The following is a 16,501-nucleotide window of genomic DNA, read 5'->3' on the forward strand; positions in this document are numbered from 1 at the left end:
TTGAAAAAAACTTTCGCCATACTGATGATCGTGCTTTGTGCCGCCACCACAAAGCTTGCCGCGCAACAGCTAAGCAATCTGCGGCAAATACAGCTCGTGCCTGTTTCTGATACCATTAAGCTCGACAGCCTCAGTATTATACCCGGAAGTCTTATTATTTGTGATATTAACGGTCATTTTATTGATACCTCCGGCTTTCGCATTGATTATCCCAAGGGGCTTCTCATCGTAAAAAATAAAAAAAATATCAGCGACACCCTGCAAAACAAAACATGGTTTTGCAAATACAGAGTGTTCCCGCTAAGCTTTACAACCGAGTATCGGCATAAAGATTATCGGAATATTCACATTGAAGAAAAAGGCTTGATTGACCCCTTTGTTTTTCGTTACGAAACAAGCGCTGAAAACGTATTTCAATGGAGCGGACTCAACAAGAGCGGCAGCATTTCGCGCGGGCTCTCTTTTGGTAATAATCAGGACGTAGTGGTAAACTCAAGCCTCAACCTGCAGCTATCGGGTCATTTGAGTGAAGACATCAATGTACTTGCCGCAATAACTGATAATAATATTCCCATTCAACCCGATGGAAATACCCAGCAAATTCAGGAGTTTGATAAAGTGTATATCCAGTTATTCAATAAAAACTTCAGGCTTACGGCCGGCGATTTTGAAATTACCCGTCCTGAAAGCTATTTTATGAATGTGAACCGAAAAGCGCAGGGCGGAAGCATCACAACTGATTTTAATTTGAAAGAAAAAAAAGAAGGTCGTAAGCCGGCGCATATAAGTCTGACGGGGAGCGCAGCCGTCAGTAAAGGCAAGTATTCCCGCAATCAGCTTAACGGCATTGAAGGCAATCAGGGACCATATAAACTCACAGGCGCCAATAACGAAACATTCATTATTGTGCTTGCCGGAACCGAAAAAGTATATATCGACGGAAGGCTGCTGACACGCGGACAGGAGAATGATTACGTAATTGATTATAACGTCGGCGAAATTTCGTTCACACCAAAAAATATTATTACCAAAGACAAACGAATCATTATTGAGTTTGAATATTCGGAAAAAAGTTACGCTCGCTCAATGTTTTTTGCAGGCGCGAAAGTAGATTACAGCAGAGTTAAAATTAATTTCAATTTCTTTTCTGAACAGGACGTAAAAAGTCAACCGGTACAACAAGATCTCAGCGACAATGAAAAAAGGCTCCTCCAATCAATCGGCGACAGCCTTAACCTCGCCCTGGTTCCTGCTGTTGACAGTGTTCAATTTTCGTCGGACCTTGTGCTTTACAAAATGATTGATACAACCGTAAATACCGTTATTTACGACTCCATTTTTCAGTATTCCGTAAATGCCGACAGTGCTCATTACAAACTCGCGTTTTCCTTTGTCGGTGCCGGACGCGGCAATTATATCCAGATTCAAAGCGCCGCGAATGGTCGTGTTTTTAAATGGGTTGCCCCTCAAAATGGTCAGCCGTCGGGCTCCTATGAGCCGGTGATTTTATTGGTTACACCGAAAAAAAAGCAGATGTACTCGCTCGGCATCGACTACGCCGTTAGTAAAACCATGCGTGTTTACCTCGAAACCGCCCTCAGCAATAATGACCTGAATACATTCTCAACGCTCAACAGCAACGATGATATTGGCTACGCCGCCAAAGCAGGATTAGAGAATAGAAGCCCGATTGGCAAGAATAAGGAAAAAGGAATGCTGTTTGTGGCCGCCTTGTCTCATGAATACGTGAACCGCTATTTTACACCGATTGAGCGCTACCGGGCTGTTGAGTTTGAACGCGACTGGAATATGAATACTGTTAAACTTCCGGAAGATGAACACATCTCAAATTTGAAACTCGGTTTTGAGAATACAAAAAATCAATACTATTATTGGCAAGCAAAATCGTATTTCAAAAGCTCGGAATATAGTGGGATACAGAATATGCTGAACATCAAAACAGACGTTAGAAATTTCTTTCTTGAAGCCGATGGAAGCTACCTGACCACCAATACACCTTCGTACAAAACGGCTTACATCAAACAAAAAGCGTCGTTGATAAAAAAGTTTAAGTGGGTTTCTATCGGTTTGCGCGAGGAGCAGGAAGATAATCGTTTTAACCAGTCTGATACGCTGCTGAAAAACAGCTTTGGATTTAATGAATACGGCGCATTGATTGCAAGCCCCGACAGTGCAAAAAATAAAATTACCGTCAATTACAAACGCCGCTACGATTACCTTGCCGGGAAATATGAACTCTGGAAAGCCACTACCGGTGACGATTTCACACTTGATATTGCACTCACAAAAAATCCGAATCAACTGCTGAAAATAGGCGGTTCGTACCGCAAATTAAAAATTAATGATTCGCTGCTCAGCACAAACAAGCCCGATAATACACTCATCGGTCGCATTGAATACAACACACGTCTGTTAAAAGGATCAATCACTTCCAATACTTTTTATGAAGCAGGCTCGGGTCTTGAAGTGAAAAAAGAATTCTCCTACCTTGAAGTCCTTCCGGGACAAGGTTTGTACAGCTTCACTGATTACAACGGCAATGGCGTTAAAGAGCTGAATGAATTTGAAGTTTCTGCGTTTAAAGATCAGGCGAATTATATTCGGATTTTTACACCTACCAACGATTATATTAAATCGTACTCTAATCAGTTCAGCGAAGTGCTTAACATTGACCCTGCGGCGGCATGGTCAGGAAAAAACGGGTTTCGCAAATTTGCGAGCCGCTTTGCCCTTCAGACAGGGTTTACGGTGGAACATAAAAGCACGGACAAAGACCTGCTGAACGCTTACAATCCTTTCAGGTTTGATGTTGCCGACAGCACCCTGCTTACGTTGAATTCATCTTTCCGCAGCGTGCTTTTCTTTAATCGCGGCAACGCAAAATTCGGAATGGATGTGTCGTGGCAGGATAACCGAAACAAAATGCTGATGGTAAATGGAGTTGACTCTCGCGAACTTCAAAAAGCCGAGGGAAAAATCCGCTGGAACATCACCCGCGTTTTCGGATTGATACTGGGTGGTAACAAAGGAATAAAATCAAGCAATTCGGAATATTTCGGCAGCCGCGATTTCAGTATTGATTTCTGGGAAACCGAACCCCGTTTCACAATACAACCCGGAACAACCTTCCGCATCTCATTGCTTTATTCTTACAAGGAAAAAATCAATACCAAGGGCAGCAACCATGAAACAGCCCAAAGCCATAATATCGGCATGGAAATAAAATATAATATGGTCTCCAAAGGAAGCTTGCTGGCGAAAGCAAATTATCTGGATATCGGTTACAATGCTACAGAAAACAATTCTCTTGCCTACGAAATGCTCGAAGGATTTAAGAAAGGAAAGAATGCTACCTGGAGTCTTTCATTCCAGCGAAACCTCAGCGAAAACCTCCAGCTGAATATTATTTACGACGGTCGGCAATCGCCCGGTAGCAAAATGGTTCATGTTGGCAGTATGCAGCTCAGAGCATACTTTTAATGGAATGCTGAAGTTTATTAATGAAACCGATGGTCTTATGCTTATCAAATAAAAAAATTGATACTTTTATAAAAAAATTAAACGATTATGAGCAATATCAAACTTTTCGGGAATAAACAAATTCGTTCGGTCTGGGACGAAAAAGAACAGAAATGGTACTTTTCAGTTCAAGATGTTGTTGAAGCGCTTACGGATAGTAATGATGTCAAACAATATCTTAAGAAAATGCTCAGTCGTGATGAGATGCTTAAAAGCAACTGGGGTACAATTTGTACCCCAGTTGAAATGGCCGCCGCAGATGGGAAAAGGCGTAAAATACAGGCTTCTGATGCAAAAGGTCTTTTGCGAATCATTCAATCAATTCCATCACCTAAAGCTGAACCATTCAAACAATGGTTGGCACAAGTTGGGTCCGACAGATTAGATGAAATTGAGAATCCGGAACTTGCAGCCCAAAGAACGAGAGAACTCTACAAACTTAAGGGATATCCTGAAGGATGGATTGAAAAACGAATGCGAAGTATTGCCATTCGTGAACAGCTCACTGAAGAATGGAAAAACAGAGGCGTCAAAGAACAAATAGAATATTCCATTCTTACTGCTGAAATTTCTAAAGCGACCTTTGGAATTACACCTTCTCAGTACAAAAAAGTCAAGAGATTGAAAAACGAGAACCTAAGAGATCATATGACCGATCTCGAATTGATTTTTTCAATGTTAGGAGAAGCCTCAACAACGGCTATTGTTAAAAACAAAAATCCGAAGGGTTTTATTCAGAATAAAATTGTTGCAAAACAAGGCGGAACCATTGCCGGAGACGCAAGAAAAGCATTAGAAAATAAAACAGGCGAGAAGGTCGTTTCCAAAAAAAATTATTTGCCTGAAGCAAAAAAAATAAAAAACTTGAAGTCCGGCAACGAAAAATAACAGACATTGCATTGTAATCAATAAAACGCCCTTCATGTCATACATTATATTTCATAATCCCCGCTGCAAAAAATCCAGAGCCGGACTGGCTTATCTTCAAACCAAAGGAATAGAGCCAATTATACGCGACTACCAGAAAGAACCGTTTACCAAAGCCGAATTCAAAGACCTGCTGATGAAGCTGAGTATGAAGCCCGGCGACCTTGTAAGGAAACAGGAAGACGATTATAAGAAAAAATATGCAGGCAAGAATTTCAGCGACCATGAATGGACCCTTATTTTGCTTGAGAATCCTAAGCTGATTACGCGCCCTGTTGTAGTCAGAGATTTTAAGGCCGTTATCGGCGATCCGGTGGAGAATATTGACCGGCTTTTAAAAGCCAAATAGCCCAAATAAAACTGATATTAAATATTTGTGCTTGCATGTGTTTGGATTTTTATAAATTTGCAGCCGTTAAGTGGAAAGATTTGTCAGATTGCAACCACAGGAAAAAATGCTAAAGCTACCCTTTCTGCAAGCCCAATCCCTGTTTTTCCCTTCAATAGTATTAACTCATAAACCTCAATAAAATGGGATATTTATTTACGTCGGAATCCGTTTCCGAAGGGCATCCTGACAAAGTTGCCGACCAGATTTCTGATGCATTACTCGACGACTTTCTGCGTGGCGACCCCGAGTCAAAAGTGGCCTGCGAAACCCTGGTAACAACCGGCCTGGTTGTGTGCAGCGGTGAAGTAAAGACCAAAAGCTATGTTGATATTCAGAAAGTAGCTCGTGGCGTGATTCGTCAGATTGGCTATACACGGTCTGATTATTTTTTTGATGCCGATTCTTGCGGCGTTATTTCTACGATTCACGAACAATCACCCGATATCAATCAGGGTGTTGAGCGCGTAAAAAAAGAAGATCAGGGTGCCGGCGATCAGGGTATGATGTTTGGCTATGCCAATACCGATATGGACAACTACATGCCCATGCCCATTGAACTTGCACACATTCTTCTTCAGGAACTTGCCGCTATTCGCCGCGAAGGCAAAGTAATGAAATACCTGAGACCCGATTCCAAATCACAGGTTACCATTGAATATGACGATAATGGCAAACCCGTTCGCATAGATACTATTGTTATTTCAACGCAGCACGACGAATTCGTAAAATCAAAAACTGCGAATTTCAAAGACATCAAGGCTGCCGAGAAACAAATGCAGGATAAAATTACCGAAGATGTTCGGAAAATTCTGATACCACGCCTCATTAAAATGATTCCTGCACGCGTAAAAGCGCTGTTCCATAACGATTACAAACTGTATGTAAATCCTACCGGTAAATTTATTATTGGCGGCCCTCACGGCGATACAGGTCTAACAGGAAGAAAAATTATTGTTGATACTTACGGTGGCAAAGGTGCACACGGTGGCGGCGCGTTCTCCGGAAAAGATTCCTCAAAAGTGGACCGTTCTGCTGCATATGCTACAAGACATATTGCCAAGAATCTGGTTGCTGCAGGCATTGCCGGTGAAGTTCTGGTTCAGGTAGCTTACGCTATTGGCGTTGCTCAGCCTGTAGGTTTATATGTGAATACTTTCGGCACAACCAAAGTAAAGAATGCCAAAGGCAAGATTCTTACCGATGGTGAAGTTTCCGAAAAAGTTTCGAAACTGTTTGACATGAGACCTTATGCTATCATAGAGCGCTTCGGACTGAAGAATCCGATATTCCAGCGCACTACGGCATACGGACATTTCGGAAGAACCAATTACACCGAAGAGGTTGAGGTTTTCTATAAAGATAAATCTACCTCCGAAAAAACAATAAACGGACAGAAAAAACTCTTCCGTAAAGTTGAATTCTTTGGATGGGAAAAACTGGATTATGTTGCCAGAATTAAAAAAGAATTCGGAATCAAATAATTGATTGTAGCAATAACAAAAAGCCCGGGCAGATTGTCCGGGCTTTTTTTATACTGAAATTAAACAGCAACAATTAGTGCTTTATAATAAGTTTGCGTGTGGCATACGGTTTTCCGTTCACAATAAGTGTATAAAAATAAACACCGTTACTGAAGGTATAAGTATCTATTTTAACCGTTCCTGAATTTTCAACAAGCATTTGGTTAAACACATCGTTGCCCAGCATATCGCGGACTACAATGCGGTTCTCAAATCCATTGCCCGGAAGGGTATAACTGATATTTGAATATCCGTTGGCCGGATTGGGTGATGCGTTTGAAAACTGAACCTTTTCAGGAACAATCTGCGGAACATTGCTGTGAAGACCATCAAACTTTACAAACACACTGGATGAGTCTGCAAGATTATTCTCATCGAAAAATGTGTACAGCAGTATCGAAACACCTATATGATTGTTCGCATTGTACTGCGCATCAAATCCATTAGAAATAGAGTCGGGAGCTATCCAAATCGGGTCAGGTGATTCAAACGTGGCCGGCAAATAACAGGTTCCCCAGCAAAACGTGTTCACACTTCCGGAAACAATAGCAACCTCTTTCTTTTTAACTTTCACCGAAAGAGAATCAGTACCCGAATTCAGCACATCCAGATACAGATAATTGGTTCCCGAAGGAATGACATTAAAGGTAATTGTATCTCCATTGTTATAAACAACACCATTGGTATCTGATACAACAAGGTTCTGGGCTTTTACAGAAAATCCCAACAAAATCAAGAGTGAGAGATAGAGTAATGACCTTTTCATAGACGTGGAATTTATGTTACATCCGGTTCATTGCAATTATCATGCTATTTGTAACATGAAACGCGAAAAAACCGCTTATTATTTTATTAATATAGAATTATTAACCAAATATACACAATTTTTACCCTTAATCCCACATTAACATATAATTAACCCCGAGGTAATAGACAATCGATACATTTGTATAAGTAATTTTATTCGCAAAAATTACTAACTTTGACATTGTTCTTTAACAAGGTGTATGCATTTGATTTTAATTGGCTGATTGAAGGTATAATAATGATAAATTGAAATTTCTATTTTTATAAATAAAAACATAAATTATCCTAAACCTGAAACACATGAAGAAAACTATTCTCTTCTTTTTGGCAATTTGTCTGGCAGTTACTGCGTATTCGCAGCAGCCAAAATCACAGCGTCTTGTTCTGTTAGAGCATTTCACACAGGCCTCATGCGGCTACTGCCCTCCATGGAATACGGCTTACGAAGCTCTGAAACCAACCAATGTTGGTAAATTCGTTATTGTACGCCATCAGGTAAACTGGCCGGGTTACGACCCCATGAATGAGCAATACCCTGATGTAAGCGCAAGAGTATCGTACTATAGTGTTACGGGTGTGCCATATTCGCGCACAGACGGCACCCTTACAGGACAAATGTCGCAAACGACCTTAAACTCAGAGTATGCCATTGCATCTCCGTTTACTATTGCAGTAACTCATACAATGTCACCCCTGAACGACTCAGTAAATATTTCGGTAGAAATTACGGCAACCACAGCATTCACGGCCAACGGCGCTTTAAAATGCCATGTTGACCTTACCGAGAGTCATATTGGTTTTTCTTCAGCTCCCGGCAGTAACGGAGAAACGAATTTCTACAATGTGATCCGTAAAATGATTCCCGATGCAAACGGCACCACACTTGCCGGCACCTGGACCAACGGACAAACCCAGACACTCAACTTCAGCATCCCCGTTCCTGAATATATCTATGATCTGCGCGAGCTTGAAGTGGTAGCTTTTATTCAGCAGAATGGCGATAAAAGAGTAGAACAGGCCGGTTACGACCCCAAAATTACGCTGGTTGGCGATGCAAATCTGGATGCAGCTGTCAGCGCTATTACCAATGTTCCCTTTGTTACCTGCGATGCAACATTCACACCTTCGGTTACACTGAAGAACATGAAAAGCACCGTTCTTACAACTGCAACCATTTATTATCAGGTTGATGGTGGTACTGTAGCTTCTGTTCCCTGGACAGGCAGCCTTAACATCAATGCCACTGCAAGCGTTGCACTGCCCGCACTCAATTGTGGCGCTGCAGGCTTACACACACTCAAAACATGGGTTTCAGACCCAAATGGTCCCGGCATGGACTTCTTCCCTGTCAATAACTCCAAATCAATTCAGTATTCGGTACCCGCAACGGCCGTATTGCCTCCGGTTACTCAGGGCTTTGAAGCAACAACATTTCCTCCTGCCGGAGGATGGCTGGTATACAACCCCGGCAATGATTATACATGGCAGCGCGACAACTCAGCCAGCGGTTTTGGTTTGAGTACTGCAGCTGTTGTGATTCCTTTCTTTGCTATTGCATCGGGTTTTGACGAAATGTTTCTGCCGCCGGTTGACCTGACAACACTGGCAAGTCCGAAATTGCTGTTCTCACACGCTCATTGCCGCTATGCAAGCGAATCAGACAAACTGGAGATCATGGTTTCTAAAAACTGCGGAGCCACCTGGACAACCCTGTATAACAAAGCCGGCGCAACCCTTGCTACCGCACCTTTAAGCACAACAGGGTTTGTACCAACAGCATCACAGTGGAAACATGATACTGTGGATTTGACTACCATGGCAGGTGAAGCTCAGGTGCTGATTAAATTTAAAGGCACCAGCGCCTATGGTAATAACCTGTGGGTGGATGATATCAATCTTGCCAATTTCACTGCCTCTGTTAGTGAGAATACAACCAATGGCAACAGTATGGCTGTATATCCGAATCCGTTCAGCGGAAGCACTACTATTGACCTGAATCTTTCAAATAATGCTACCGTTGTGATTTCAATGTTCAACGTGCTTGGTGAGCTGGTTTATACCGCCGACCAAGGTTCTATGAGCGCAGGAAATCATAACATAAGCCTCGACGGAACATCACTTCAGGCAGGTATTTATTATATCAATGCAAAAGTGGATGGTTACACCCTTACTCAAAAAGTAAGCGTGATAAAATAATTATTTCATTTAAATTTGCAGGAACCGGTGTTTGGTATTGTACTTGATAACAGACACCGGTTCTTTCTTTAACTTAAATTCTGACAAATGAAACGGCTAAGCGTAATACTGTGTTTTCTGTTGATTGGATATACAGCCATGTGCCAGGAAACAGATAAAAAACTTCAGAAACTTCCGTCGGTAATGCTGAAAACCCTTGACGGAAAAACAATAAACACGGCAGAACTTTCGAATAACGGAAAACCCATTATTCTTAGTTTTTGGGCTACATGGTGCAAACCCTGCGTTTCGGAACTCACTGCCATTTCTGATGTATATGCCGACTGGCAAAAAGAAACCGGTGTTATGTTAATCGCTGTTTCTATTGACGATTCGCGCACCACTGCAAATGTTCAGCCCACCGTAAACGGCAAAGGCTGGGAATATGTAGTACTGCTGGATGCCAACAGTGAATTTAAACGTGCCATGAATGTGAACCTTGTACCGCACACATTTATCCTTAACGGAAAAGGTGAAATTGTATGGCAGCATACCTCATTCGCACAAGGCGCAGAACTCAATCTGATAGACATTGTGAAGAAAATCATCGCGGGTGAGCCTATACCGAATGATTGATTCTTCTTTTTTTTATCTTTGACGCAATTATAATTATTCCTTCAAATTCAGGGCATTGAAAAAACAGTTACGCATTCTCATCAGGGGTATTGTGTTTGTGTTCGGGCTTACTCCGGGCTTTTCGCATGCACAAGGCATTCTCAACAACTTACAAATAAACGGCAATTTTCAGGTTGACGTAATGTACTATCAGAAAGATTCTGCCATTGGCGCACAAGATGTTCCCGAAAAACTGCTGATGAACGGTTTCGGAAACATAAATGCTACTTTGGGCCATTTCAGTGCCGGCATACGTTATGAAAGCTATCTGAACCCCATGCTCGGCTTTGACCCGCGTTACAAAGGCACCGGCATTCCATACCGCTATGTTTCTTATAAAAATGAAGACCTTGAAATAACAGCTGGCAGTTTTTACGAACAGTTTGGCAGCGGTATGATATTCCGCAGCTACGAAGAACGAAACCTCGGTTACGATAACGCCATGGACGGCATAAGGGTTCGATATACACCATTTGCAGGCGTTACAATAAAAGGTATTTATGGATTGCAGCGCTCATTTTTCAGCAAAGGACCGGGCATTGTTCGCGGTGTAGATGCAGAATTTTCTATCAATGAAATGATAAAAAAACTGAACAATGCACCTGCTCGCATCATGATTGGCGGAAGTGTCATCAGTAAATATCAGAATGCCGACGACCCCGTATATACCCTGCCTAAAAATGTTGCCGCTTTCGCCGGAAGAGCAAGTGTAGCATACAAAAATATTAATCTGAGTGGCGAATATGCTTATAAAATAAATGATCCATCAGCTATCAACAACCGCATTTACAAACCGGGGAATGGTTTGGTAATTCAGGCAACGTATTCCCGCAAAGGGTTTGGTGTTTACCTTGCCGCTAAACGCATCGACAACATGAACTTCCGCTCCAACAGGGATGCCGTAGGCAATGATGTTATTATGAATTATTTGCCGGCACTCACAAAACAGCACACCTACAGTCTGGTTGCAAAATACCCTTACGGAACCCAGCCAAACGGTGAAGCCGGCATACAGGGGCAAGTGATTTATACATTTAAAAAACATTCTTCTCTTGGTGGTAAATACGGCACAACCGTGGCACTGAATTACTCCAGAGCAAACGCCATCGATAAACAAAAAATAAACGACAGTACAGAAATAGGGCAAACCGGAACACTCGGGTATAAATCTGATTTCTTTAAAATTGGCAAAGAAAAATACTTTGAAGATATCAACGTAGAAATTAGTCATAAATTCAGTAAAAAATTCAAGGCCATACTTACTTACGCCAATTTCTCGTACAATGTTGACGTAATTGAAAGCCATGCCGAAGGTATGGTGTATGCCCATGTGGGCGTGCTCGACATGACGTGGTCCATTACCGATACCAAAGCAATACGTACCGAGCTGCAGTATCTATACACCAAAGAGGATGACCACGAATGGGCAATGGGACTACTGGAGTATACGATTGCACCGAAATGGTTTTTCTCCGTAATGGATCTGTATAATTACGGAAATCCGGAAGCTTCCAAACGCATTCATTATTACAAAGGCAGCGTGGCTTTTGCCAAAGGGTCAAACAGGTTAGAACTTTCGTACGGAAGGCAGTATTCGGGAATTTTATGTGTAGGCGGTGTTTGCCGCTACGTACCTGCCGCCAACGGTATTACGCTCACCATAACAAGCAGTTTTTAATTTTTACACTATGAAATACGCAAAATACCTTCTGATACTCATTATTCCCATGCTGCTCATTTTTGCATGCGATAAAATTAAAGAGCCTTACATGAAACAGGACGGCGGCACTGTTGATACCGTTGCTTGCCCTGTGCCCACCTTTCCGGTCAACCAGAATCAGATTAAAAAATGTCTGATAGAGGATTATACCGGGCATAAATGTGTTAACTGCCCCGAAGCTGCTGCTATTGCACGCGATTTGAAAGATACACACGGCGATTCAATCGTACTGATGGCAATCCATTCAGGTTTTTTTGCTGAACCCGAATCCGGCAATTTCAGCCTCGACTTACGAAACACCACGGGCGATGAGTTACACGATTATTTCGGCATCACCAATAATCCCGCAGGAATGTTTAACCGCAAAAATATCGGTGGTTCAACAATATTCGAAGCCACCTCATCGTGGCATGCTGAAGTAACGGAAGTGCTTGCTATGGCGCCGGAACTTGACATCCAGATTATTGCTTATTTCAGTGAATCGACGCGAAAACTCTGCACCCACGTTCAAACAGAATACCTCGTGAATACTAACCGTAATCTTAAAATTGCCATTTACATTACTCAGGACAGCATTTACGGTTATCAGAAAAATAATAATTCCAGTTACGGCAGCGTTCCCGACATTACCAATTATACCTTCATGCATGTGCTGCGCGGTTCGGTAAACGGAACATGGGGCGCAATTCTTAGTACAGGCGCGGTAACCGCCGGAACAAAGAAAATTGTATCATACAAAACATTCCTTGACCCCGCATGGGAAGACGACCTCTGCAACATCGTTGCCGTTGTTTACGACAGCGATACCTATGAAATAGTTCAGGTGCAGGAAGCCAAATTCACGGAATAGACGCTAGACAATAGTAATAAGACTTAAGACAAAAAAGGAATTCATATTTTCTTTCTTTGTACTTATTACTGGCTACTTTTTACTAACTACTATATAAAAGAAGTTATCAGCAGGGTAACGGAAAGACCAATCAGAATAACAATCGTTGACCAGCCAATGATGTTGTTCATGGGTTTGTTCACATATTTTCCCATCACCTCCTTTTTGTTCACGATAAGTATCATGCACACGAGCACTACCGGAAGCAATATTCCGTTAGCCACCTGCGACCATAGCGTAATCAGAATCAGCGGAGCATTCGGAATCAGAATGATGCCGGCACCAATCAGTATTATAAAGGTGAACAGCCAGTAAAACTCCGGCGCTTCGTCCCACTTCTTGTCAAGCCCTGCCTCGAAACCAAACGCTTCGCACACATAAAAAGCGGTAGCAACAGGTAAGATTGTAGCAGAAAAAATAGACGCCACAAACAGTCCGAATGCAAAGGTGGCTGATGCCAGATTTCCCGCCAGGGGCTTCAATGCCAGGGCTGCATCTTTTGCTTCACTAATAACAATCCCATTTTCAAAAAGGGTTGAAGCACACGCAACGATGATAAAAAACGCAACGATGACGGTTACCAAACTGCCAATGGTAACATCCCAGATGGTGTACTTGTACTCTTCTATTTTTATTCCTTTTTCTATTACGGCCGACTGCATGTAAAACTGCATCCAGGGTGCTATCGTAGTGCCTACAATGCCTATCACAACCGCAAGATATTGCGTATTGAATTCCATGTGCGGACGGATAATGGCGCTTCCGATTTCGCCCCAGTGGGGTTTTCCCATAAGGGCTGAAACCACATAAATCAGCAGAAAGGCAGAGAAGATGAGAAATATTCTTTCGGCAATTTTGTAGGTGCCTTTTACAACAAGTACCCACACCATTACTGCTGCAATAGGTACCGAGATATATTTACTCACATTGAAGACCTGTAAACTGCCTGCCACACCGGCAAATTCAGTGGTTGTATTACCAATATCGGCAATCAGCAGACCGATAAAAATGAAGAAGGTCACTTTAACGCCCGCATTTTCGCGGATAAGGTCGGCAAGCCCTTTGCCGGTGACAATGCCCATGCGTGCATTCATTTCCTGAACCACCAGCAGTACAATAAATGCCGGTATCATGGTCCAGAGTAAACGGTATCCGTACAATGCGCCAGCGATAGAATAAGTAGTGATGCCGCCCGCATCGTTGTCCACACTTCCGGTAATGATGCCCGGGCCCAGAATGGCAAGGAATATAACAAAGTTCCTGAGAAGGTATTTCCTGCGACGGTTAAAATTCTTGTAGCTTATCAGTGCCATGGTTCCGCCTCCTATTTTGTTTTTCTCCGGTCGAGAAGGTCTTCAATAATATCATCGATAACAACCATGCCCTGCATCTTCATTTCCTTATCCGTTACCGGAATGGCAAGAAGATTATATTTTGAAATAATTTCGGCCAGAGAGTCAATTTTATCATCATCAAAAAGACTGATGGCATCTTCTTCCATGATATCTTTCAGCGTGACCGAAGGCTCGGACACTACCAGATCACGCAGTGAAACGGTAGCGATAAAACGCTCATCCTTATCTGCCACAAAGAGGGAATAGATTCGTGCGGGTTCGGGTTTTTGTCTGCGCAGTTCTTCGAGTGTTTCCAGTACCGACATGGATTCGGTAAACAGCATATAATCGGTTGTCATAAGGCTGCCCACTTCGCTTTTGCTGTATTCCAGCAGTTCTCTGACCTCTTCCGACGATTCTTTCTCCATCTCGTTCAGGAGCTGCTCTGCGCGGTCGTCGTTGAGAGTGTCGAGCAGGTCGGCGACTTCATCGGCAGGCATTTTTTCAAGAACGTCGGCGGCTTTTTCTATCGGCAGACTTTCAATAATCTGTGCCTGGGTATGCGGTTCCATTTCTTCCAGAACGTCGGCAGCCTGTTCTTCATCAAGAGATTCAAATACTTTTGTTGCTGAAGTACGGCCCATTTCTTCAATGATATCGGCAATATCAGATGGGTGAAGCTTATGCAGTCTTGACGATGTTTTTGAAAGCCTGATGCTCAAATTACTGGTCTCAATGGCTTCCACATCGTCCCATATAATATAATGAGAGGGAACGTTGGCGCGGAATACAGAGAATGCCCAGCGGCTTATGGTGCTGATGCCGATGCGTCGCAGCAAGCCTTCGAGACCGACATCCACTGCAATGGCAAACACACCTCCGGGCACATTTACCAGGCGCACGTCATTAACACGAACGAGTTTACGACCGTTCAGGTCGACAATCTGTTTGTCGAGTACACTGGTGGCAAGCTGAAGGTAATTATCATTTTTACCAATCGGCATTTCGAGGAAGGAAGTACAAACAAATTCGTAAGAGCGCTTCTTTACAAGAGAAAGGTCTGAATACGAAATGTACACATTTTTATTGTATGCACGTATCAGCGCAGCCACTACCCGTGGTCTTACCGGTTCTTCTTCGCCTGACGGAACAAGCGAAATATCGACCACCAGATCTTTGAGACGGCCTATTACAATGCCGTTCACATCTTTGACGCGCGAGCCAATAATCTGGCTTAAATAGAAGGTTTTTTGAGATGTCATTTAGCGCCTCCTTCCTTTGCTTGGCAGCAGGAAGCGCACACGTATGGCGTTCCCTGCTATGCCGGGTTTATAACTCTTTTTATCGCAGGGCCATCGTCCATTTTGATATTCAACTTTGATTATGGCGCAAAAGTAATAAAATTCGGTAAGCAGGCAAGCCCGAATTACGATATATAATAAATAAGAATGGTGAGTGGTTTCAGAAACGGAGCCAACCACTCACCATGTGCAGGGATTACAGTAATGTTATCCGGGGCTGAACATCGGTAACATTCGTAACATGAAATCAGCCTTTTTTGCTGTCTGCTATTTCTGAATAAGCAGATGTTCGCGCATAATAATACGTTGCCCTGACTCCAGCATAACGAAGTACATTCCGTCATTCAGGTCGTTCAGTTGAATGGTCGACGAGAGTTCGGTAATCTTTGCTGTACGCACCAGCTGTCCGTTTGCATTGTATATACGCAAGGTGCAATCTGAAGAAAGGGCATCCTCTCCTACCTGAACAAGAAGTTGGTCCTGTGCCGGGTTGGGATAAATGCTTATTTCGGGGTTATTTACATTTGCGATACCGGAGCAATCACTTACTCCAAGCCCAACAGCCACAGAATCCAATACTGTAATACCTCCAACAAAGGGAACTGTAACCCAGTATGTAAAATTTATCTGAATCATATGCCCGGTAGGCACTACTGTTGTGGGGGTTCCATCAATAAGCAAACAGCCATATGTGAGCTGGGGTGGCACGCATATATATTTACAGCTTCCATTGCCGCAGGAATAATTCATGCCGGCAGGTAAATTAAGCACATTCGTTACTTTAACGGAATCCATGGCCAGCGTGAAACCAAACAAGACCGTATCCTCCTTGAAAACAATATTTACAGTATCGGTGTAAGGTGAATTTACACATGCCGTTGTTAAGGCCGGCGGAAATATTCCCGGCGACGTCATTGTTAAATCCGGTGTACATTGTGAATATCCCTTTGTCAATACAAAGAGCAGGGCAATCAGGGTAGCAATTTTTCTCATCTTCAGGTTTTTTAATTCGTGAATAAAACATATCTTCTAACAAAAATAGCAGTAATTTTTATTAATTAATAATTATTTAATTAGTAATGGGTAATTGTCTCTTTGTATATCAGAGTATCCTCATTAGTATCTCCGGATATCCTCACAGGTACTTCTGATATACTAATTTGTAATTCCGGATATGTTCACTGGTATATCGGGATATGTTCACAGGTATTTCCGATATACT

Annotated in this window: 12 protein-coding genes; 8 read left to right on the forward strand and 4 right to left on the reverse strand. The window is 42.6% G+C overall.

Annotation, left to right across the window (positions count from 1 at the left end):
- The 4 genes from WCM76_14070 to metK all read left to right on the forward strand — a co-directional run bounded on the left by WCM76_14070 (window position 1) and on the right by metK (window position 6,339).
- Window positions 1-3,501, forward strand: coding sequence for a hypothetical protein (locus WCM76_14070; GenBank protein MEI6766753.1), 3,501 nt, complete (start codon window positions 1-3; stop codon window positions 3,499-3,501).
- An 87-nt stretch (window positions 3,502-3,588) separates the two neighbouring features.
- Window positions 3,589-4,428 carry a Bro-N domain-containing protein gene (locus WCM76_14075; protein MEI6766754.1) on the forward strand — a complete coding sequence of 280 codons (840 nt, stop codon included), beginning with the start codon at window positions 3,589-3,591 and terminating at the stop codon, window positions 4,426-4,428.
- 34 nt (window positions 4,429-4,462) lie between these two features.
- Window positions 4,463-4,816, forward strand: a complete 354-nt coding sequence (locus WCM76_14080; GenBank protein ID MEI6766755.1) for an arsenate reductase family protein — start codon at window positions 4,463-4,465, stop codon at window positions 4,814-4,816.
- A 182-nt stretch (window positions 4,817-4,998) separates the two neighbouring features.
- Window positions 4,999-6,339 (forward strand): methionine adenosyltransferase, encoded by a 1,341-nt coding sequence (gene metK, locus WCM76_14085; protein MEI6766756.1) that lies wholly within the window; start codon window positions 4,999-5,001, stop codon window positions 6,337-6,339.
- Window positions 6,340-6,412: 73 nt separating this feature from the next.
- On the opposite strand, the gene WCM76_14090 is transcribed toward metK, so the two are convergent.
- Complete coding sequence (locus WCM76_14090) at window positions 6,413-7,144, reverse strand: T9SS type A sorting domain-containing protein (protein MEI6766757.1); 732 nt, start codon at window positions 7,142-7,144, stop codon at window positions 6,413-6,415.
- 341 nt (window positions 7,145-7,485) lie between these two features.
- Between WCM76_14090 and WCM76_14095 the strand changes: the two genes are divergently transcribed.
- The 4 genes from WCM76_14095 (at window position 7,486) to WCM76_14110 (ending at window position 12,605) form a co-directional block, all read left to right on the forward strand.
- Window positions 7,486-9,381, forward strand: a complete 1,896-nt coding sequence (locus WCM76_14095) for an Omp28-related outer membrane protein (protein ID MEI6766758.1) — start codon at window positions 7,486-7,488, stop codon at window positions 9,379-9,381.
- An 87-nt stretch (window positions 9,382-9,468) separates the two neighbouring features.
- Window positions 9,469-9,996: a TlpA disulfide reductase family protein gene (locus WCM76_14100; protein ID MEI6766759.1), complete on the forward strand. Its 528-nt coding sequence runs from the start codon at window positions 9,469-9,471 to the stop codon at window positions 9,994-9,996.
- 55 nt (window positions 9,997-10,051) lie between these two features.
- Window positions 10,052-11,713, forward strand: a complete 1,662-nt coding sequence (locus WCM76_14105; protein MEI6766760.1) for a DUF6029 family protein — start codon at window positions 10,052-10,054, stop codon at window positions 11,711-11,713.
- A gap of 10 nt (window positions 11,714-11,723) precedes the next feature.
- Window positions 11,724-12,605: an Omp28-related outer membrane protein gene (locus WCM76_14110; protein MEI6766761.1), complete on the forward strand. Its 882-nt coding sequence runs from the start codon at window positions 11,724-11,726 to the stop codon at window positions 12,603-12,605.
- Between the two features lie 89 nt (window positions 12,606-12,694).
- Here the strand turns inward: WCM76_14110 and WCM76_14115 are convergent, their stop codons facing one another.
- From WCM76_14115 to WCM76_14125, 3 genes are all read right to left on the reverse strand, one after another.
- Entirely contained in the window at window positions 12,695-13,957 is a 1,263-nt protein-coding gene (locus WCM76_14115) for an Nramp family divalent metal transporter (protein ID MEI6766762.1), read from the reverse strand.
- 11 nt (window positions 13,958-13,968) lie between these two features.
- Window positions 13,969-15,240: a CBS domain-containing protein gene (locus tag WCM76_14120; protein ID MEI6766763.1), complete on the reverse strand. Its 1,272-nt coding sequence runs from the start codon at window positions 15,238-15,240 to the stop codon at window positions 13,969-13,971.
- A gap of 306 nt (window positions 15,241-15,546) precedes the next feature.
- A complete protein-coding gene (locus WCM76_14125; GenBank protein MEI6766764.1) occupies window positions 15,547-16,272 on the reverse strand; it encodes a T9SS type A sorting domain-containing protein in 726 nt (241 codons plus the stop codon).
- Between the last annotated feature and the right edge of the window lie 229 nt (window positions 16,273-16,501).

The organism is Bacteroidota bacterium, assembly GCA_037133915.1.
Taxonomy (GTDB): domain Bacteria; phylum Bacteroidota; class Bacteroidia; order Bacteroidales; family CAIWKO01; genus JBAXND01.

What these genes read in the sequence shown, in the direction of transcription:
- WCM76_14075 (MEI6766754.1), top strand. Translation starts at nt 3,589, where the DNA reads ATGAGCAATATCAAACTTTTCGGGAATAAACAAATTCGTTCGGTCTGG.
- WCM76_14115 (MEI6766762.1), bottom strand. Translation starts at nt 13,957, where the DNA reads ATGGCACTGATAAGCTACAAGAATTTTAACCGTCGCAGGAAATACCTT.
- WCM76_14120 (MEI6766763.1), bottom strand. Translation starts at nt 15,240, where the DNA reads ATGACATCTCAAAAAACCTTCTATTTAAGCCAGATTATTGGCTCGCGC.
- WCM76_14090 (MEI6766757.1), bottom strand. Translation starts at nt 7,144, where the DNA reads ATGAAAAGGTCATTACTCTATCTCTCACTCTTGATTTTGTTGGGATTT.
- WCM76_14100 (MEI6766759.1), top strand. Translation starts at nt 9,469, where the DNA reads ATGAAACGGCTAAGCGTAATACTGTGTTTTCTGTTGATTGGATATACA.
- metK (MEI6766756.1), top strand. Translation starts at nt 4,999, where the DNA reads ATGGGATATTTATTTACGTCGGAATCCGTTTCCGAAGGGCATCCTGAC.
- WCM76_14080 (MEI6766755.1), top strand. Translation starts at nt 4,463, where the DNA reads ATGTCATACATTATATTTCATAATCCCCGCTGCAAAAAATCCAGAGCC.
- WCM76_14125 (MEI6766764.1), bottom strand. Translation starts at nt 16,272, where the DNA reads ATGAGAAAAATTGCTACCCTGATTGCCCTGCTCTTTGTATTGACAAAG.
- WCM76_14110 (MEI6766761.1), top strand. Translation starts at nt 11,724, where the DNA reads ATGAAATACGCAAAATACCTTCTGATACTCATTATTCCCATGCTGCTC.
- WCM76_14095 (MEI6766758.1), top strand. Translation starts at nt 7,486, where the DNA reads ATGAAGAAAACTATTCTCTTCTTTTTGGCAATTTGTCTGGCAGTTACT.